Below are 17,685 nucleotides of genomic sequence, written 5' to 3'. Positions count from 1 at the left end.
CAGGGACCGGCCGTTCTTGTACGACTCTCAACGCGCACCATGTACGCCCTCATCTCCGCGGTTGCTGGCGCAGCACTCCTCGGTACCGTTGCATTCGGCCCGGCTAAACGGCCGTCGTCGCCCGCGCAGGACTATTCGACCGCTGTCGCGCGAGCGCAGCTTCGACAGGCAGAGGACGACAGCGTCGTCGCGATCGGCGGGCGCTCGATCCTTCTTGGTCATGGCGATCGCACGTCGTGTGTGTACGTGCTGTTGCACGGCTTCACCGATTCGCCAACACAATTCGCCGCGCTCGGCCAGCGGCTCTTTGCGACGGGCGACAATGTCTACATCCCGCGTCTGCCGCATCACGCAGAAGTGCAGGCGCGCATGCGCGCACTCACTCGCGTCACGGCCGGCGAGCTCGCAGCGTTCGGCGATTCGACGATCGACATTGCGCGTGGGCTTGGCGATACGATCATCGTCGTCGGGCTGAGCGCTGGCGGAAACGTTGCCGCATCGATCGCGCAGCGACGCGACGACGTGCATCGCGTTGTGCTGATTGCGCCCGCGATTGCCCCTGGACGAGTGTCAGATGAGATCGCCCGGGTGCTCCTCGTCGCCGGTACGCGCCTGCCCAATGTCACGCGCAGTGAGGCGCCGGACTCGGAGCGCCCCGACTACATCCAAGGCATCACAACGCGCGGTCTCGCTCAGGTACTTCGTCTTGGCGACGCCATCCGCGCCGATGCGGCGACATTTCCAGCGGGCGCGCACCAGATCATGTTCCTGCTCAATGAGAACGATCACACGGTGAACGACGCGGCATCGCTCGATCTTGCGCGTCGCTGGACTGAAGGGCCGTCCCTCGTTTCGGTGTATCAGTTTCCCGGGGCGCTGCGCCTTCCACACAACGTGATGGAAACGACCGCGAGAGGAGGCAACCTCGAGCTCGTGCTTCCTGTCGTCGAAGCGATGGCTCGCGGAACGCAGATGCCGACCACGGCGCCCTATCGGTTCTTCGTCTCCGACTGGGGACGGACGGCAGAGCGCGCGTCGCCACACGAGTAAACGCGAACCGCGCCCACTGCGCAATGCAGTGAGCGCGGGACCACGCTACACGAGCAGGCTGTTACTTGGTAGCCGGCGTCGCGAGCGCCACGCTCTTCACTGGACGCGTTTCGATCACGAACACGACACGTCGGTTCAACTCGGCGCCCGGAGTATTCCCCGATGCGCCTGGCGTGACGAGTCGCGTCTTTCCGTAGCCGACGACGTTGAGCTGATTGCTCGTCAGGCCCTTGGTCACGAGGTAGTCACGTACAGAGACCGCGCGACGCTCGGACAGTGCAACGTTGTACCGTGCTGATCCCGCCGGATCGGCGAAGCCTTCGATGGTGACCTTCGATCCTGGATAGTACTTCGACACGATCTGCGAAAAGCGCGTGAGTACCGGGACGTCCTCCGGTCGCACCATCGCATCGTTGAACGCAAAGTTCACCGGCATCGCGAACTGCAGTCCGTTCTCGAGCGCGGCGATCTTCGCACCGAAGTCCGTACGCATTGCCTTGAGCTCGTTGCGCAGCGCAACGATGTCGCCGCGTACTTCGCCCAACTGTTGCGCGAGCTCTCGTCGCAGCGCGCTGTCACTCTCGACGCGTTGCGCCCGTTCGGCGTTCAGCGCCGCTTCTTGCTGCTCCGTGGCGCGACGTAGCGCGCCGGATGTCGCACATCCGGAGAGCAGCGCGAGGGTGCCGGCACAGGCGAGCATCGATCCGCCGTGATAACGCATGTGTTGAATCTCCTCTATTGGGTTGGCGGAAGTGGTCTGAGCGTGTACAAAGCAAAAAGCGAGCACCGATATCACGATTGTGATATCAGTCACGCGAGCCCTGTGACCCCTACGCGCGACCTCGCTCTGCCCGATCGGTACGTTGACGCGCGCTGTTCTCGCGGCACTCATGATGCGCCTCGGGGTAGTGTCTTCGATGTGCGACGGTACGCCGACGCGCCCCTGTTTTTTCTAGCAGCCGAGTCGTCATGCAGCATCCGGTTCTTGCCCCTACTCCTCGCGCCCTTGCCGACCTGGTCGCGCGCTGCACGCAGATCAACCGGTATCTCACCGAGCTCACCGCGGCTGAAGAGCTGCGAATAGCCGCGCTCGCCGCGGCAGTACTCGTAATGCGGAATGTGCTCGAGCTCGTACCGGTCTCAGCCGATACGCTTCCCGCGCGACAGGGACGCATTGGTCATTGGGCGCTGACCGGCCGTCATCTCGCGGAAGCAGAGACGCCGAGCATTCGCGGACTCAGCGGTGCGCTGGTGCTCGACGAGCACGATCAGGTGAAGATCCTCTCGCACCGCACATGGCGGGGACGTTGGCGCCTCGTCACGCTGTGGAAAGACGGCGTGCACGGTCTATCAGCGTCGGACCTGATGGAGTATCTCGCCGCGCTCACGGCTCTCGCGCAGCAACGTGCGCCGGATGTTGCGCGCGCACTGCTCGAGCGGAGCCAGGCGATCGAGGCTGCGCAGGCGCTATTAGCTGAGCGCGCTAGTCGCTAGTCGTCCACGTTCGCCAAACGCGATGAGCTGCGCCGGCGTCATGAGCCAGCGCAGCGTCGCGGCACCGGGGGCCACGGTATCATCAAACTTCAATAGCGCTGCTCCGCCCTTCTTGAGCGCTATGCCCTCGGTGTCCTCACCACTGATCAGCCAGGTGACGAGTCGCGAGAGATGCGGATTGTGTCCGACGATGGCGATCGTATTCCGTGAGGATAGCGCACTCGCCCACTTCGCGAATCCATCGAGCGGGCTCGTGGGTTGGAGAATGTTGATCGGTTCGTCGACGTCCATGCGATAGGCGTTCGCGACGATCGTTGCCGTCTGTCGCGCGCGCACGAGTGTGCTCGGCACGAGCATATCGACTTGATCGATGATCGACCTGAGCCCTGCTGCCACGAGCGCCATTTCGCGCATGCCCTCATCCGTGAGCGGACGCTCGTCGTCGCTGCGTCCACTCGCGGCAAATTCCTCGGCGTCGCCAGCGATGCCGTGCCTGATGACAAGGAGTTTCATATCACGCTCGGACGGAATGGGCTTCGGGGAATATACGACCCATTCCGTCGCGAGCGTTCTCGACGCGACTCAGGTTCCGCTTATCGTGAACGAAGCGATCGCCGCGCCACCCGATGTCGCGGTCACCGCATACGTCGCAGGAGATGGATCAGTGGTCAGCGTGACCTGCGTTTGGCCAGTCGCATCGGTGATCGAGGTCGATGCACTCAGCGTCCCACCTCCGGCCACCATCCATCCGACGCTCACGTTGGGTACGGGATTGCCGAACTGGTCGACCGCTTTCACAACGAGTGGTGCCGTGGCCGAACCGGCGGTCACGCTTTGCCCATTGCCGCTCAGAACAGAGAGCGACGCGAGACCTGCGGCCGCCGCGGTTGCCGTGATCGTGGTCGTCGTCCCGCCCGGAAGCGCCACGATGAGCGAATCGATTCCTGCTGTCGTGCCCAATGTCCACGTGATCGATGCAACGCCATTGGCGTCAGTCTGCGACGTCGGTACGCTCACGGTTCCGTCGGCCGCCGAAACAGTCCATCCGACGACCGCACTGGGAATTGGCGCTCCATTCTGATCGGTGATCGTCACCGTGATCGGTGTCGCGAGCGGTTGCCCGACAACACCTGTCTGCGCGTTGCTGCCAGCGCCGACAACGATGTTGGTCGCGACGAGCGGTTCTGTGTTGCCCGAATCACTGCACGCCGCGCCGGCGAGAGCGACGATGCTGATGGCGACGACCGAAAATGCGCGCCCAAGAGAGCGCGAGCTCACTGTACGATGCTGCATGTGCCACTCCTCCGCTGACAAGAAAGTTTCCTTGACCCGGCTCGGGTGGCGTCGACATCGACAGCGGCCGGACTTCGACTTGGTACCAACTTTGACGGCGCGCTCGGGAGCGCCGTTAAGCGTATCAAGGAATCCTTATGCGGTGGCTACGACAGGATGCGCTGAAGCAGTGCGGTCACTGAGACCGGTCGAACGTGACATCCATCGTCCGTGACTTTGATACTCCCAGTCCAGTCGCGATATCCGGTCTTTCGCACCGTGATATCAAATTTCCCAGCGGCCTCGAACGGACCAGTGATCGAGATGGAATCGAGGCCAGCTGCCGGCGGCTGACCCGAGGGATCATTCCACTGAATCTGACTTGAGCCAGAGACAGGCCCGGTCCAGGACACCTCTGCCCCGAACGCGATCGGCACGCGGGTGATTGAATCCCGCACCGTGACTGAGAAGGACGGAGCCGCGTACGCCTTACATCCCTGGAGCCCGGTGATCAGACCGCATCCAGCGACTCCAAGGGCGAGGAGAACCGCACACGCGCCGCGGAGGATCGGGCGATTCAGACTGTCGGCTGGTTGCTTCACGAGCATGGATCATCCGGGCGTGGGGATCTGCAATATATAGAATTCTAAATGCAGATCCCTCACGCACTAGTGACTCACGTCACACTGCGTCTGACAGCGACGCAAAGTTGAAATCCTTCACGCGAAGCGACGGCATGACTTGCCCCGCGCCCGTACGCTCAGCCTTACCGATCTCTTCGATCTTGCTGAGCATGAACAGCGGGCTCTCATTCCAACGGAAGTTCTTCACCGCTTGCGTGATCTTGCCCTTCTCGATGAGGAACGTTCCGTCGCGCGTGAGGCCGGTGAGCAACACGGTACGCGGATCGAGCGAGTTGATATAGAAGAAGTGCGTCACGAGAATGCCGCGCGTACACCCGGCGATCAGCTCGTCGACCGACTTGGTGCCGCCGACGAACTTGATACCCGCACCGCCACCGCCACCTCCTCCACCGCCGCCGCCACCACCACGACCTCCACCGCCGCCCGTCGGCGTCTTGCCTTGCTTCTGCGCCCAGTACCGATCGTACGAGAAGTTCTTGAGAATGCCATTTTCGACGTAGACGAGCCGGCTCATCGGCGTGCCGTCGGGCGCAAACGGAGACGCGAGGAGATCCGGATCGGTCGGGTCTGAGAAGATCGTCACGCGCTCGTCGGCAATCTTCTCACCGAGCTTGGTGCCTCCGCCCTGCTTACTGAACGTTCCGCGACCTTCATCGTTGGCGCGCGCGTTGAATGCGCCAATGAACTGCGGAATGAGCTGCCCGACGGCCGCTGGTTCGAGGATCACCGTGTACAGTCCCGGTTCCACCGCTTTCGGCGCGTGACTCTTCACAGCCTTCTGCGCTGCGACGCGACCAACGGACACCGCATCGACTGTGGTCCAGTCGCGCGAACCTCCGCGTGCCCAACCAGAACCAGTTGCATCGGGAGTCCGAACGGTCACGCCGAGGTCGCTCGTCGTGCTACGATGATAGGCGAATAGTCCACGACTCGTGGCAATCGCTTGCGCGCCTGCATTCGCCTGAAGAAAGCCCGCGACAAAGACATCACCAGCCGCCTTTCCACTCTGCTCGGCAGCGGCGATCGCGCGACCGACGGCCGACGCGCGCGTCTCCGGACCGAGATTCGCCGTCGTGTCGAAGTAGCTGTTCACGGTGGCGTATTGCTGCGGCCCGAGTTCCGGCATGATCTCCGGATCTTCGGGACTCAACTTCGCCAGCGACTCCGCGAACGCCACCGTGCGCTTGAGGCTCTCGGCGTCGAGGACATTCGTCTGCGCCGACGCGCGCCGACGCCCGATCGTCGACGTGACGGTGACGATCGTGTCGGTCGTTCCGCCGTTCGTCGTGATCTGATTGCCGGCAAAGCGCGTGTTGCCCGACCACGAGCTTGCGATGGTCACACGCGTTTCGTCGGCCTTCGCGAGCGCGAGGATCTGATCGGCCAACGCCTTCGCTTGCTCGCGACTCAGGAAATCGGTATCAGCCGCAAAGAGGGATTTCGTCATCAGCCTTCCCTCCCGGTGTTCACGACGTTGATGTTGCGGAAGCGCGCCGGCGGACAGCCGTGACTGATCGAGTTCGACTGCGACGGTTCGCCCTTGCCATCGGTGAACGCGCCGCCAAGCCAGTACGACTTCGGTCCGCCGATCATGTCCATCGCGCCCCAGAACTGCAGCGTGTTCGACTGATACGCCACGTCCTTCAACATCCCGACGATCTTGCCGCCACGCACTTCATAGAACGCCTGGCCGGAGAACGAGAAGTTGTATCGCTGGTGATCGATCGACCACGAGCCGCGATTCTTGATCACGATGCCGCGGTCGGTCGCCGCGATGATGTCGTCGAGTCCCTGCTCCTTCGTCCCGGGAAGCAGTGAGACGTTCGGCATGCGCTGGAACTGCACGCTGTCCCACGAGTCGGCGAACGAACAGCCGTGCGACTTATTCACACCGTTCAGCTTTGTGATCCATGCGGCCTGCTCGCGCGTCGTCTGGTAATCCTTGAAGATTCCTTTCTCGATCACGAGCCACTTGTCTGCGGCAACGCCTTCATCGTCCCACGCCACGCGCGACAGCGACTGCTCCTGCGTGCGGTCGCACTGGATGTTCAGCAGCTCGGATCCGTACTTGAGTTTGCCGAGCATCTTTTCCGGCGGTGCAACGAAGCTCGTGCCCGCGAAGTTGGCTTCGTAGCCCATCGCACGATCGAGCTCCGTGGGATGGCCGATCGACTCGTGGATCGTGAGCCAGAGATTCTGCGGAGTGATGATGACGTCGTACCGCCCCGGATCGACGGACTTCGCGCCGAGCTTCTCGACGGCAATCTGCGCCCATTCACCGGCGTGTCCCGGCATGTCGAGCGACGCGACGTATTCCCACCCGGCGCCGCGCGGCGCGAGCTCTTCTTCGTACTGCGTAAAGCCGTTGCTGCCGACCGCGGTGGCCGCGAAGGATGGACCGACGCGTACGAACGTCTGCGTGGTCGCCGTGCCCTCGGAGTTGGCGTACTGCTTCACTTCGCGAAGCAGCTGCAAGCCCGACGTCACGAAGCGAATGCCCTTCACCTTGAGCGCCGCCTCGTTCGTTGCGAACAGCATCGCGACCTTCTCTTCGATCGGCACGTCGAGCGGGTCGCGCGTGATCGGCGTCATCCACGTGCCCTTGACCACGGGCGCTGGCGCCAATTCGACGGGCCGTTTCATCTTCGTTGCGCGCGACAGGCGAGCCGCCTCGCGCGCGACTTTCACGACGCCGTCCTTGGTCAGGTTGTTGGTGGCCGCAAACCCCCACGCGCCGTTGATGATCGTGCGCACGCCGATTCCATATGACTCCGTATCGGCGACGCCCGTGATCTGGCGCTCGCGTGTATTGATGGTCTGGCGCCGATATCGGCCAATGCGGACGTCGGCGTACGATGCCCCAGCGTCGCGCGCCGCATTGAGCGCCTCCGCAACGAGATCGTCAGCGAACGTCTCGCCCGGAAGCGGCGCAAGAATGGAGGGTGAACCCGCAGCCGAGAGCACGCGCGGCGCGGCGAGGGCCGCGGCAGCGACAGCTCCGGTCTTGAGGAAGTCACGGCGATTTGTCGTCATGTCATTCGGAGGGAGTGGATGCGTGAGCCTACCGCGCGACAGGCCTCGCTGTCAATCACCAATTCTCCCGCACATTCGATCGCGACACGCCCGCTTGTCGTCGCGAATCAGCTCGGCGGGCATGGACGATGCGATGTATCGATCGTGCAGCACCATCCCACCCTGTGGTTGTGAAGTTCCCCGCCGCGACAACACCGGCGGATCACACAGAGAGAAGGAGGGGAGATGCATCTCAAAACACTCATGGTACTCGGCGCCGCCGGCGCCCTTGCCGGAACAGCGTGCTCGCGGACGATCGCGACGTTGAGCCCCGCACCCGGGGCGAACAGTGTCTCGGGAATCGGCGACGGGGCACGGGCGTCGGCCGCGGGAGTCGTCGTCACGGCGCGCGCGCAAGCGTGGAAGTGGCAGCCGACTGACCTCACGAACAAGGTCACGCCAATCCTGATCGAGTTGGATAACAATGGCGATCAGCCAGTCCTCGTTCGCTACAACCGCATCACGCTCACCGACGCTGACGGCCACCGATTCGCCGTGATGCCACCGTACGATATCGACGGAACGGTGAGCCAGTCATTCACAGTCGAGAATCCGGTGTATGGGTTCAATCGGTTCGCGATCGCTCCGTATCTGTCGCGGTGGTATCCGCGCTTCTCACGCTACGGCGGCACCTTCGGCTACGATGCATCGTACTACTCGCCGTACGTGACGCGGTACCGACAGGTCGCGCTCCCGACGACCGACATGGTGCAACGCGCCTTGCCGGAAGGAGTGCTCTCGCCTGGAGGTCGCGCGGAGGGCTTCGTCTATTTCGAGGCGCTGCATCGCGACGCGAAGACGCTTACGCTCAATGTCGAGGTCGCTGACGCGAATTCTGGGTCGCGCCTTGGTACCGTGTCGATCCCGTTCGTCGCGCACTGATGATGCCTTTCAGCGGGGCGCGGGAGCCGCGCCCCGCCGCTGTAACAAGGCTGAGCTCGTCGAGGCGGATCGTTGTGACCGCCGCGGTGTTGAACATTGCGACGATGTTGACCCCGGAGGAACCACAATGACAACCAAACACACCGCGGGACGACTCATCGGAGCACTAGCGGTCATCACAGTGGCCGCGTGCAGTAAGAGCAGCGCGCCGGGAGACGATGGATTGGCGCGCGATCTTGCCGCAGTAAAGGGCTCTGGCCTCGAGTTGGCGCCGCACGCTGCGCCCTCGCAGGTCGTCGTTTCCGCACTCGAAGGTGGACCGCAAGCAGCACCGACGCGCGCGACCCACGCGCCGGTCGCGAAGCCAGTGTCGCATCCGGCTCCGCAGCGTGCGGAAACGCATTCAGTCGCGCCGCCTGAAGTTCCGGCGCCGCACGCATCAGTCGTTGCAACGACGCCCGCGCCAGCGCCGCACACAACGAGTGAGCGAGCGCCCGATCCCGCGCCGTTGCCACCAACGTCTGCAGAACAAAGCGCGAATCGCGAAAGACAACGCGGCACGTACAGCACGGAAGCAGAAATCTTCCGTCGAATGCCGTGGATTCGTCCGTAACGAACGCATGACGTGATCGCGCGCACAGGCCGCTGCGATAAAACTTATCATATTGCCGCGATCGATTTGACGCATGCGCGTCGTCGAGCGAATACGATCGCTCGACGGGCACGGACGACGCTGCCCCGGCCACGCACGCATACCAGGCACACCGTCGCGGGTTTCGCCTGGAAGGAGGAGAACATGGATTCAGACAGCGCGCGCCAGGCGCGCAGGCTCACGCCGCGTAATCGGCTTGCTCTCGATACCGCCGAACAAATCGCCGCGAGTGCCGACCGACTCGAGGATCAAGCTGCGCAGGTGCGTCCAACCGACAAACGCCTCGCACTCCAGATCCTGAAGGAGGCAACGAAGCTTCGTCAGTACGCCCGCGTGCTCGACATCCAGCACAAACGTGCGATGCGAGCGCTGATGGATCGTCTGCGTGGCGATGCGAACCAGCGCGCGAGCACGTCCAACGCGAGCTAGGCGAGTCGCTTCTATATAGAAGCGACTCCGCGGTACAACAGCTCGACGCGCGCTGGCCTACTTCAGCTGCGCATGAAAGGTCGCCGGATCTCCGGCTCCAACTCGTGCCCCCGAAAGCGGCATCGACGCTGACTCGATCTTCAGCGACGCTGCTCTACCGTTCTCAACCGCAATCGTGACCCGATTTCGCGGCGCCGAACGGCGAAGAAAGCTGCCGTCTAACTGCTTGAGTAGCTGCTCCGGCCCTTCGCCGAGCGCCTGAATCATGAGCCGACCGTTCTCGTCGAAGACGCGAAAGGTGCGGCGGTATTGGGCGTACGAGTCGTGCAAGTCTGCCGACAAGCGATCGAGCTTGAGAACAAACGTCCCGTCGAGCTGCCGACGCTCGGCCGGCGTGGTCGCCGCATCGTCGAGTGGTCGCGGCGAGGATGCGAGCGTCGGGCCGGCAGGAAGCGGCGACAATCCGAGAATCTGTCGCGACAGCGCGCGGGAAATCGCAAACGCGTTCTGCCCCTCGGTGTTACTCAACACCACAATCGTCAGGTGGTCTTCGGGGAATTCGTACAGGCTACCACTGTATCCAAACAGGGAGCCGTTCTGCCCGTACCGTCGGTGATCGTCCTCGTGGTTGATCGTGAGCGCGAGGCCGTATTGCGACTTCGGATCGGTTGCGCTCATGTGCGCCGCCGCACCCTGCGGCGTCTCCATCATCTTGAACGTCTCGGCGCGAATCAGTTTGTTGGCCTTGAGCGCCGACCACAGTTTATAGAAATCGCCGACGGTGCTGCAGATGCGAAGGTCCGCGTTGTACGCCATGTCGTTCTCGTTCGCCAACACGAACCCGTCCTGATATCGGCGATACGCGTGCGATAGCCCGCGCACGAGCGAGTAGTCGTCGCAGTAGGTCGTGTGCTCGAGGCCCGCCGGCGCGAAGAGATTCTTCTGGATGTAGTCCGCGAAGCGTTGACCCGACACGCGCTCCACGATCGTGACGAGCAGCTGGAATCCGGAGATCGACCAGTCCCACTTGGCCCCGGGTTCGTTGACCCACGTCTTTCCCGCGTAAAGCGCCATCACTTCATCGAGCGCTTTCGGTTGCCGGCTCGTCGCCTCGATCGGATCGCCGAGGTAGTGGTAGTCGACGATGCCCGAGGTATGGTCGAGTAGCTGTCGCACGCTGACGCGCCGACCCTGCAACGGAAATTCCGGGATGTACTTGGAGATGTCGTCGTCGAGCTTGATGCTGCCCCGCTCGACGAGCTGCATCACGGCGACGCCCGTGAATGGCAGCATCGGCCCCACGATGTGGTAGACCGTTTCATTCTTCGTGGGCACCTCGAGGCCGAGGTCGGCCACGCCGTAGCCTTGATGCAGTAGCACACGACCATCGCGCGCCACGAGTACCGACGCGCCAACCACATGCTGCTCGGCCATGACTCGCTTGACCGTCGCATCGAGATCGGTCGCCGATTGCTGCGCCGAGGTCGCCGCCGCGGCGAACGCCAACAGTGCGACGGCAAGTGGCAACGGGCGTACGCGCATCGTGTAACTCCGGATCGAGAAGACGGTCGAGATGGGGCCGGCGCCAGACGTACCGCGCTGGAAGCGACGAGCTTCGCACTCGGTTCAGCCGCCGTCAAGCGCGACCGGTGGCGGATTAAGAGTCGATTACGTCGACGGAGCCCGTCTTGCCCGCGACGACAGGCGACAGCATATACGTCTGCGCCGTATATACGTCACCACTACATATACCGTCATGCTCGCGCCGGATCTCAAGAAAGGAAGCGCCGAATTCCTTGTGTTGTCGTTGCTCGAGCACGAACGACGACACGGCTATGAGCTCAACAAGCTCATCGAGTCGCGGTCCAACGGTGTCCTGACGTTTCACATCGCCTCGCTCTATCCCCTGCTCTATCGCATGGAGAGTCGAGGCTGGATCGCGGGCCGATGGGTAGAGAAGGCCGGAGAGCGGCGACGCCGCTTCTATTCAATCACCGCGGCTGGCCGCCGCGCACTCGACGAGCTACGAGATGGCTGGCTCGCCTTTGCCGCAGCCGTCGCCCAAGTCACCGGAGTGCGATATGGATGATTGGCGCGCACGACTTCGCATCGTCGTCTCTGGCTGGGGTCTGTCGCCCGAAGAGCAAGCAGGAATCGTCGATGAGCTCGAGCAGCACCTCGAGGAGGAATTCGCCGAGCTGCAACCGCGGATTGGTGAAGCTGCGGGGCGGGATCGTATTCTCGCGCAGGTGAACGATCCGGCGCTTCGCGACGCCTCGGTAGAACCGCGGCATCGACCGTCACCAACGGTCGACGCCTCGCGGTCCCGAGCACGTGGATGGTCGGCCATCGCTCGCGACTTTCGATTCGGCTGGCGCTCGCTGCGAACCAGCCGCAGCACTACTGCAATGGCCACGATCGCGCTGGCGCTCGGCATCGGCCTCACGACGGTGATGTTCAGTGTCATCTACGCCTTGCTGATTCGCGGCCTGCCGTTCGAGAAGGCCGAGCGCATTGCGATGGTCATGGAAGCGAATCCATCACAGGGTGAGCCGGAACTCTCGCTGTCGATGCACGACTTTTTTGCCTATCGCGACGGACAGCGTTCGTTCGAGAGCTTCGGCGCGTGGTCGCCGATGACGGTCAACATCAGCGGAGACGACCGTCCCGAACGCGTCGACGCAGCGCGAGTCACCGCCGCGGCGCTCGAGGTTACGAAGGTGCGTCCGGAACTCGGTCGCACGTTGCGCGCCGAAGACGAAGTCCCGAGCGGTGCGTTAGTCGTGGTGCTGTCTCACTCGCTCTGGCGCGGCCATTACTCCGGCGATTCTGGAATCGTGGGGCGCGCCGTGCGGGTGAATGGGCAACCGGCGACGGTCGTCGGCGTGATGCCCGACCGCTTCGCGTTTCCACGCGACACGAAGTTGTGGGTCCCGCTTCGGCTCAATCCCTCGGCGTTGCCATGGGGTGCGGGAACGCACATGAATGGCGTCGGCCGATTGCGCGCTGGTGTGACGTACAATCAAGCCAACGCCGATCTGATCGCGATCGCCAAGCGCATCGAAGCCGAGCACGGCGAGTCGAACAAGGGGGTTCGTGCTGTCGTGCAGCCGTACATTCGCGCGACGATCCCAACGCGCGTCTACGCGCTGCTGTATGCGATGTTCGGCGCGGTTGGCCTCGTCTTTCTCGTCGCGTGCACGAACGTCGCCAACTTGCTGCTCGCTCGCGCCATGCACCGCACGCGAGAAGTCGCCGTTCGCGTCGCCCTCGGCGCATCCCGCGGCGCGATCGCTCGGCAATTCCTCGTCGAGGCGTTCGTTCTAGCCGTCATCTCGGCCGCCATCGGCGCGTTGATCGCGCAGGCGGGAGTCACCGCATTCCGAAGCGCGATTGCGGGACAGACTCCGTTCTGGGCGGACTTTCGTTTGCACCCGCAAGTATTTCTGTTCGTTGCACTCATCGCCCTCCTGGCGAGTCTTGTCGCCGGACTGCTTCCGGCCCTCGTCGCATCCAGAAGCGACGTTGCCGACGTCCTGAAGGATCAGTCGCTCGGAGCGTCCTCGCTCCGCGGCGGCAAGCTGAGTCGCGGTCTCGTCGTATTCGAGCTCGTACTCGCATCCACGCTGCTGGTCGTCGCTGCGCTGACCACCAAGAGCGTCCTCAATCTCCGTTCGATCGAACCCGGCTTTCGCACGGCAGGAATCCTCACTGGACGAGTCGCTCTCTCCGTTCGCGACTCAGCGAAGCAAGCGGCCTTCTTTGATCGCGTCGAGGACGAACTCTCGCGCCTTCCCGGCGCGAACTCGGCCGCGCTCAGCTCGAATCCGCTCGGAAGCGGATGGAGCGGACGCGCCATCGCCATCGAAGGACGCGATTACTCTCGCCCGCACAGCTTTCCAGCGACTCGACATCTTGCGGTGTCGCCCCAGTTCTTCAAGACGTTCGACATCAACGTATCGCGCGGCCGAGCGATTGGCGTCGAAGATCGCGCAGGTGCGCTGCCGGTCGCGGTGATCAATCAGCGGTTCGCCGACCTGCAATTCCGCGACTTGGATCCGATCGGCCGACGAGTCAACATCACGCCGGAGGATTCGGTCGCGACTTGGGTGACGATCGTCGGCGTCATGCCGAATCTCTACGCGACTGACCAGGGTTCGATCAATCGGAAAACGCCTTGGCCCGCCGAGATGCTCACTTCGTTCCGACAGCAGTCGAACGCCGCTGCGACGATCTCCATTCGCACCGATGGCGATCCAACGGCACTCGCACAGCCGCTGCGTTCGTTGATCGCATCGCTCGACCCTGATCTTCCGGTCTTTGCGCTGTCACCGATGACGGACGCTCTGGCGTTGGCCAGATGGGACGTACGTGTATTCGGCGGCCTGTTCGTCGTGTTCGGCATCGTCGCGCTCGCGCTAGCCGCGATCGGTCTGTACGCGGTGCTCGCCTTCTCCGTCAGCCGACGCGAACGCGAGATGGGAATCCGCATGGCGCTCGGCGCCGCCACGATGGACGTTGTGCGGTTGGTGTTTCGTGATGGCGCCATACAGCTCGTTGTCGGCGTCTCGCTCGGCACGCTCCTCGGCATCAGCGTGGGACGGTTGGCCGGCGCGGTGCTGTTCGAAGTTCAGCCGAACGATCCCCGCATCATCGCCGTCGTGATTGCGACGCTCGCGATCGCTGGTCTCGCCGCGTGCGTGGCGCCGGCCCTGCGCGCGACGAGATCAGACCCCGTGCGCAGTCTTCGTGCGGAATAAGCTCCGCGTCGCTCGGCACGTCGGCGTGCTGACCGCCGTGACGACGGTTGCGTGTGCACCAGACCCGTCGCCCCCGCAGCGGGGAGATCTTCACGTCGACGTGATCGCGACTGGTCTTGCGACTCCGTGGTCGATGGCATTGGCGCCTGATGGTCGGCTGTTCGTTGCGGAGCGCCCCGGACGCATTCGTGTCGTCGCCAACGACGGTCTCGTCGCCGAACCTTGGGCCAACATTCAGGCGTTCGACGGAGCTAGGAGCAACACGGAAACCGGGTTGATGGGCTTGGCCCTCGATCCCGACTTTGCATCGACGCCGTACGTCTATTTCTGCTATACCCAGCGATCGGAATCCGGAACGTTCGTGAATCGCGTCGCGAGACTGCGCGAACACAATGGCCGTGGCGAAGACTTGACGATTCTCGTCGATGGAATTCCCGGCGGCAACTATCACAACGGTTGCCGAGTGAAGGTTGGGCCAGACAGAAAGCTGTACGTCACGACCGGCGACGCTTATCGCAAAGCACCGGCGCAGGATCTCTCGTCACTCGCTGGCAAGGTTCTGCGCATCAACCGCGACGGCTCCATTCCGTCTGACAATCCAACGCCGGGCTCTCCGGTTTGGTCTCGCGGGCATCGCAACCCGCAGGGACTCGCGTGGGATTCGCGATCCGGTACCGCTTACCTCACTGAACACGGCGACAGCGTCATCGACGAGATCAACATTCTCGTTCGCGGAGGAAACTACGGCTGGCCGAATGTCCAAGGGAAAGCCGGCGATTCGCGATTCGTCGACCCGGCCTTAGTGTTTCATGTCGCGCCCACCGGCGCACTCTTCGTCGGCGACAGTGCATCCGCGCAGCACTCTATGCTGGTGGCGACTCTCAGCGGGCGGCTGATCCGCCTCGCAATTGATGGCGATCACATCTCCGTGGCGGATGACTCGGTTCTTGTCGGCTATGGGCGTCTTCGCGACGTGATAGCGGGGCCGAACGGCAGCGTGTACGTCAGCACGAGCAATCGCGACGGTCGCGGCCGACCGCGGAAAGGCGACGACAAGATTCTGCGACTCCGGTTTCGAGGGGCGACGCAGTGATACATCGCATATTCGTTGTCGGTCTCTGTCTTCTCGCGATCGGCTGCATTCCGACAGAGCGACTCAACGAAGCGTGCATTTGGACGGGAGACTCCGCAGCACTCTCACAGCCTGGTGCCCCGGCTAGGCGAGCGCATTTGGTCGATGACGTTCGACTCGGGCAAGAACTCGGCATTCGCCACGCCGACGCCGTCGCCGGGCACGTCAACACGCCCATGCACAGTCGATTGCGATCGGAGTGTACGTCGCAGTCGATGCGCACAATCATGGTGCTGCACGGCGCGTCTGCCGACGAGGTTCAGGCGCTGATAGGATCGCGCGAGCTGTGGGTCGATCTCGCGGCAGTGTTCCTCCCGATGACGGTGTTGTTCGTCGTCGTCAGTCGTTACGTCGCCCAACGCGTGGGGAGCCGTTTCGACCCGGAAGATCGCGCGATCGCGATTGTTCTGCTTGCCGTGCTAACGCCGCTTGCTGCCGGCGCTGGGCTGGCGGTCGCCCAATGGTGGTCCTGGGCAGTCGAAGAACTCCGGCTTCACGATGGCCATATCAGTTCCCGGGCCGATCAACTTCCGATCGCGCGCCACGGGTGGATGCTGTGGTGCATCACGATGGTGATCTTCGCCCTCACGGCGGCAGCGGCTTCCAGGGATTCGATAGCGCGGGATTCCGCAGGAACGCACTATCGGTCAAGGTCTCGAGAAACGCGATGAGATCGCGTTTCTCGGCCGCGGTCATTGAGAATCCATGTACGTTCGGCGCCTTGTTCGGATTGTCGTGCCCGACGCCCGCGCGCGCACCCGTTGTGATCGTGCGGCCACCTGCCGCATAGTGATCGAGGACCTCTCCGAGCGTGGCAATGCTGCCGTCGTGCATATAGGGAGCGGTCACCGCCACGTTGCGCAGCGTCGGCACTCGAAACTTTCCGATGTCTTCCGCGCGGTGTGTGATCTGATGAACTCCGGTATTTGGCGACGGATATGAAAACTCGCCAGCGATGTTGTACAAGCCCGTATTGAAGAATGCCGCTCGAACGTCAGGCCGGCCTTCGTAGCGAACGTCGCCGTTAAAGTTCCAGCCGCCGTGGCATTGGAAGCAGCCGCCATGCTGGCCAGAAAAGAAAAACGCCTCCCCGCGCTTGGCCGATTCGGAAATGGCGGTCTGGTCGCCGCCATATCGGTATCGATCGTACGCCGAGCGCATCGAGATCATCGTCCGCTCGAATGCGGCAATCGCGCGCGTGACATTCGTCATCGAGTAGCGGTTGGCGCCATCGGGAAAGGCGCGCGCGAACAGCCTGCGATACAGGGTGTCGCGACTGACCTCGCCGAGAAACCGTGCTTCGTTCCCACCGAGTCCTAACTCTACGGGATCGTCGCCGAGCATCGGCACGAGCATCTGATCTTCGAGCGACGTGGCCTGTGGATTCGCCCAGGTCAGCGCCGGATTGTACGCCACATTCGCGAGGGTCATGCTCCCGCGCGGATGCAATTCGCGGGTCGCTCCCTCGGAGCGCGGCTGTCCGTCGGTGAACGCCAACTCCTGACGGTGGCAGCTGGCGCACGAGTGATCGCGCGTGACGGACATCCTATTGTCGTAGAACAACCGTCGCCCGAGCTCGACCTTCGCGGCGCTCATCGGATTGTCCGACGGCACCGGTGGCTTTGGAAAAGGCGCCGGAATGTCCCACTGGAACGCCGACTCCTGCACGACTGCGCCACCAAGCAGCGCGACCGATACGAGCGCGACGATCGGCGCCCACCTGCCCCTCATTTCTTGACCTGTACGACGTTCAGCGCCGTGAGCATTCGAATCGACCGCGCGCCGCGCTTGTCTTTTGGCACGACCAGCCTAAACGCACCATTCTCACCGAACAGCGGCTTTCCGTTCGCCTTGTCGGCGAGGAGGAACTGGCCGTCGGTCATATCCGGATCGAGCTCGCCGAGCGAGAAGAGGACCTGATAGCCGTCGGACGCCGATGCGACGACGTAGTACGAAAGGGCCGCACCGCGCATCCCAGATCCGAGCGGCAAGCCAGCCTTTTTCAGGACGTCGCTGATCCACACACCTTCGTACGTCGTCGCGATGCCATTGCTGTTCGTCGAGACCGTTGCACGAGGCATCGCCGCCAGATCAGTAGCGGTCAGCGTCAGCGGCTGAGTGACTGCTCCGGTGACCGCGAGGGACGGCGTGGGCTGCTGAGCAACGAGCGGCGTGGCGAAAGCCAACGCGACGCAGAGGAGGAATCGCTTCATTCGAGACCGACCTGTGGTCGATGTGGAGTCGATATACCGTAACGAATATATCGCTTCACCCAATTTCGCGACCCGCGAGCGCCCC

General features: G+C 63.1%; 18 protein-coding genes. 9 read left to right on the top strand and 9 right to left on the bottom strand.

The features are described from left to right. Positions 1 to 39 precede the first annotated feature (39 nt). A complete protein-coding gene (locus AC6H4Z_RS09675) occupies positions 40 to 1,050 on the top strand; it encodes an alpha/beta hydrolase (protein ID WP_497546545.1) in 1,011 nt (336 codons plus the stop codon). Positions 1,051 to 1,111: 61 nt separating this feature from the next. Here the strand turns inward: AC6H4Z_RS09675 and AC6H4Z_RS09670 are convergent, their stop codons facing one another. Further along, entirely contained in the window at positions 1,112 to 1,771 is a 660-nt protein-coding gene (locus tag AC6H4Z_RS09670) for an OmpA family protein (protein WP_497546544.1), read from the bottom strand. 248 nt (positions 1,772 to 2,019) lie between these two features. Here AC6H4Z_RS09670 and AC6H4Z_RS09665 point away from each other — a divergent pair, with 248 nt between their 5' ends. Next, positions 2,020 to 2,544, top strand: coding sequence for a hypothetical protein (locus tag AC6H4Z_RS09665; protein WP_497546543.1), 525 nt, complete (start codon positions 2,020 to 2,022; stop codon positions 2,542 to 2,544). Here the strand turns inward: AC6H4Z_RS09665 and sixA are convergent. The 5 genes from sixA to AC6H4Z_RS09640 form a co-directional block, all read right to left on the bottom strand. Beyond that, positions 2,521 to 3,057, bottom strand: coding sequence for a phosphohistidine phosphatase SixA (sixA, locus tag AC6H4Z_RS09660; RefSeq protein WP_497546542.1), 537 nt, complete (start codon positions 3,055 to 3,057; stop codon positions 2,521 to 2,523). The genes AC6H4Z_RS09665 and sixA overlap by 24 nt on opposite strands. 69 nt (positions 3,058 to 3,126) lie before the next feature. After that, the gene (locus AC6H4Z_RS09655; RefSeq protein ID WP_497546541.1) at positions 3,127 to 3,837 is read right to left on the bottom strand and encodes an Ig-like domain-containing protein; all 711 of its coding nucleotides are present in this window, start codon (positions 3,835 to 3,837) and stop codon (positions 3,127 to 3,129) included. Between the two features lie 146 nt (positions 3,838 to 3,983). After that, a complete protein-coding gene (locus AC6H4Z_RS09650; RefSeq protein ID WP_497546540.1) occupies positions 3,984 to 4,424 on the bottom strand; it encodes a hypothetical protein in 441 nt (146 codons plus the stop codon). 73 nt (positions 4,425 to 4,497) lie between these two features. Continuing rightward, positions 4,498 to 5,907 (bottom strand): TldD/PmbA family protein, encoded by a 1,410-nt coding sequence (locus AC6H4Z_RS09645; RefSeq protein WP_497546539.1) that lies wholly within the window; start codon positions 5,905 to 5,907, stop codon positions 4,498 to 4,500. Further along, positions 5,907 to 7,493: a TldD/PmbA family protein gene (locus AC6H4Z_RS09640; protein WP_497546538.1), complete on the bottom strand. Its 1,587-nt coding sequence runs from the start codon at positions 7,491 to 7,493 to the stop codon at positions 5,907 to 5,909. The genes AC6H4Z_RS09645 and AC6H4Z_RS09640 overlap by 1 nt, the downstream gene beginning before the upstream one ends. 225 nt (positions 7,494 to 7,718) lie before the next feature. Between AC6H4Z_RS09640 and AC6H4Z_RS09635 the strand changes: the two genes are divergently transcribed. From AC6H4Z_RS09635 to AC6H4Z_RS09625, 3 genes are all read left to right on the top strand, one after another. Beyond that, on the top strand, positions 7,719 to 8,414 hold the full coding sequence (locus AC6H4Z_RS09635) for a hypothetical protein (protein ID WP_497546537.1): 696 nt from the start codon (positions 7,719 to 7,721) through the stop codon (positions 8,412 to 8,414). A 127-nt stretch (positions 8,415 to 8,541) separates the two neighbouring features. Continuing rightward, the gene (locus AC6H4Z_RS09630; RefSeq protein ID WP_497546536.1) at positions 8,542 to 9,027 is read left to right on the top strand and encodes a hypothetical protein; all 486 of its coding nucleotides are present in this window, start codon (positions 8,542 to 8,544) and stop codon (positions 9,025 to 9,027) included. Positions 9,028 to 9,210: 183 nt separating this feature from the next. Continuing rightward, positions 9,211 to 9,495 carry a hypothetical protein gene (locus AC6H4Z_RS09625; RefSeq protein WP_497546535.1) on the top strand — a complete coding sequence of 95 codons (285 nt, stop codon included), beginning with the start codon at positions 9,211 to 9,213 and terminating at the stop codon, positions 9,493 to 9,495. 57 nt (positions 9,496 to 9,552) lie between these two features. On the opposite strand, the gene AC6H4Z_RS09620 is transcribed toward AC6H4Z_RS09625, so the two are convergent. After that, on the bottom strand, positions 9,553 to 11,037 hold the full coding sequence (locus tag AC6H4Z_RS09620; protein WP_497546534.1) for a serine hydrolase domain-containing protein: 1,485 nt from the start codon (positions 11,035 to 11,037) through the stop codon (positions 9,553 to 9,555). 214 nt (positions 11,038 to 11,251) lie between these two features. Here AC6H4Z_RS09620 and AC6H4Z_RS09615 point away from each other — a divergent pair, with 214 nt between their 5' ends. The 4 genes from AC6H4Z_RS09615 to AC6H4Z_RS09600 are packed head-to-tail and all read left to right on the top strand — an operon-like array spanning position 11,252 to position 16,058. Then, the gene (locus AC6H4Z_RS09615) at positions 11,252 to 11,584 is read left to right on the top strand and encodes a PadR family transcriptional regulator (RefSeq protein ID WP_497546533.1); all 333 of its coding nucleotides are present in this window, start codon (positions 11,252 to 11,254) and stop codon (positions 11,582 to 11,584) included. After that, on the top strand, positions 11,577 to 14,255 hold the full coding sequence (locus tag AC6H4Z_RS09610) for an ABC transporter permease (RefSeq protein WP_497546532.1): 2,679 nt from the start codon (positions 11,577 to 11,579) through the stop codon (positions 14,253 to 14,255). The genes AC6H4Z_RS09615 and AC6H4Z_RS09610 overlap by 8 nt, the downstream gene beginning before the upstream one ends. Then, on the top strand, positions 14,245 to 15,348 hold the full coding sequence (locus AC6H4Z_RS09605) for a PQQ-dependent sugar dehydrogenase (RefSeq protein WP_497546531.1): 1,104 nt from the start codon (positions 14,245 to 14,247) through the stop codon (positions 15,346 to 15,348). The genes AC6H4Z_RS09610 and AC6H4Z_RS09605 overlap by 11 nt, the downstream gene beginning before the upstream one ends. Then, positions 15,345 to 16,058 carry a hypothetical protein gene (locus tag AC6H4Z_RS09600; RefSeq protein ID WP_497546530.1) on the top strand — a complete coding sequence of 238 codons (714 nt, stop codon included), beginning with the start codon at positions 15,345 to 15,347 and terminating at the stop codon, positions 16,056 to 16,058. Before AC6H4Z_RS09605 ends, AC6H4Z_RS09600 begins: the two co-directional genes overlap by 4 nt. On the opposite strand, the gene AC6H4Z_RS09595 is transcribed toward AC6H4Z_RS09600, so the two are convergent. Further along, on the bottom strand, positions 15,973 to 17,118 hold the full coding sequence (locus tag AC6H4Z_RS09595) for an MbnH family di-heme enzyme (RefSeq protein WP_497546529.1): 1,146 nt from the start codon (positions 17,116 to 17,118) through the stop codon (positions 15,973 to 15,975). The two genes, AC6H4Z_RS09600 and AC6H4Z_RS09595, sit on opposite strands and share 86 nt — an antisense overlap. Then, the gene (locus AC6H4Z_RS09590) at positions 17,115 to 17,600 is read right to left on the bottom strand and encodes a molybdopterin-dependent oxidoreductase (protein ID WP_497546528.1); all 486 of its coding nucleotides are present in this window, start codon (positions 17,598 to 17,600) and stop codon (positions 17,115 to 17,117) included. The genes AC6H4Z_RS09595 and AC6H4Z_RS09590 overlap by 4 nt, the downstream gene beginning before the upstream one ends. Between the last annotated feature and the right edge of the window lie 85 nt (positions 17,601 to 17,685).

This window comes from Leucogemmata humicola, assembly GCF_055379415.1.
The sequence above is the reverse complement of the archived record's forward strand: the minus strand, read 5'-3'. Positions and strand labels throughout refer to the sequence as shown.

What these genes read in the sequence shown, in the direction of transcription:
- AC6H4Z_RS09635 (WP_497546537.1), top strand. Translation starts at nt 7,719, where the DNA reads ATGCATCTCAAAACACTCATGGTACTCGGCGCCGCCGGCGCCCTTGCC.
- AC6H4Z_RS09650 (WP_497546540.1), bottom strand. Translation starts at nt 4,424, where the DNA reads ATGCTCGTGAAGCAACCAGCCGACAGTCTGAATCGCCCGATCCTCCGC.
- sixA (WP_497546542.1), bottom strand. Translation starts at nt 3,057, where the DNA reads ATGAAACTCCTTGTCATCAGGCACGGCATCGCTGGCGACGCCGAGGAA.
- AC6H4Z_RS09665 (WP_497546543.1), top strand. Translation starts at nt 2,020, where the DNA reads ATGCAGCATCCGGTTCTTGCCCCTACTCCTCGCGCCCTTGCCGACCTG.
- AC6H4Z_RS09640 (WP_497546538.1), bottom strand. Translation starts at nt 7,493, where the DNA reads ATGACGACAAATCGCCGTGACTTCCTCAAGACCGGAGCTGTCGCTGCC.
- AC6H4Z_RS09625 (WP_497546535.1), top strand. Translation starts at nt 9,211, where the DNA reads ATGGATTCAGACAGCGCGCGCCAGGCGCGCAGGCTCACGCCGCGTAAT.
- AC6H4Z_RS09655 (WP_497546541.1), bottom strand. Translation starts at nt 3,837, where the DNA reads ATGCAGCATCGTACAGTGAGCTCGCGCTCTCTTGGGCGCGCATTTTCG.
- AC6H4Z_RS09610 (WP_497546532.1), top strand. Translation starts at nt 11,577, where the DNA reads ATGGATGATTGGCGCGCACGACTTCGCATCGTCGTCTCTGGCTGGGGT.
- AC6H4Z_RS09595 (WP_497546529.1), bottom strand. Translation starts at nt 17,118, where the DNA reads ATGAGGGGCAGGTGGGCGCCGATCGTCGCGCTCGTATCGGTCGCGCTG.
- AC6H4Z_RS09620 (WP_497546534.1), bottom strand. Translation starts at nt 11,037, where the DNA reads ATGCGCGTACGCCCGTTGCCACTTGCCGTCGCACTGTTGGCGTTCGCC.
- AC6H4Z_RS09675 (WP_497546545.1), top strand. Translation starts at nt 40, where the DNA reads ATGTACGCCCTCATCTCCGCGGTTGCTGGCGCAGCACTCCTCGGTACC.
- AC6H4Z_RS09615 (WP_497546533.1), top strand. Translation starts at nt 11,252, where the DNA reads ATGCTCGCGCCGGATCTCAAGAAAGGAAGCGCCGAATTCCTTGTGTTG.
- AC6H4Z_RS09670 (WP_497546544.1), bottom strand. Translation starts at nt 1,771, where the DNA reads ATGCGTTATCACGGCGGATCGATGCTCGCCTGTGCCGGCACCCTCGCG.
- AC6H4Z_RS09590 (WP_497546528.1), bottom strand. Translation starts at nt 17,600, where the DNA reads ATGAAGCGATTCCTCCTCTGCGTCGCGTTGGCTTTCGCCACGCCGCTC.
- AC6H4Z_RS09630 (WP_497546536.1), top strand. Translation starts at nt 8,542, where the DNA reads ATGACAACCAAACACACCGCGGGACGACTCATCGGAGCACTAGCGGTC.
- AC6H4Z_RS09645 (WP_497546539.1), bottom strand. Translation starts at nt 5,907, where the DNA reads ATGACGAAATCCCTCTTTGCGGCTGATACCGATTTCCTGAGTCGCGAG.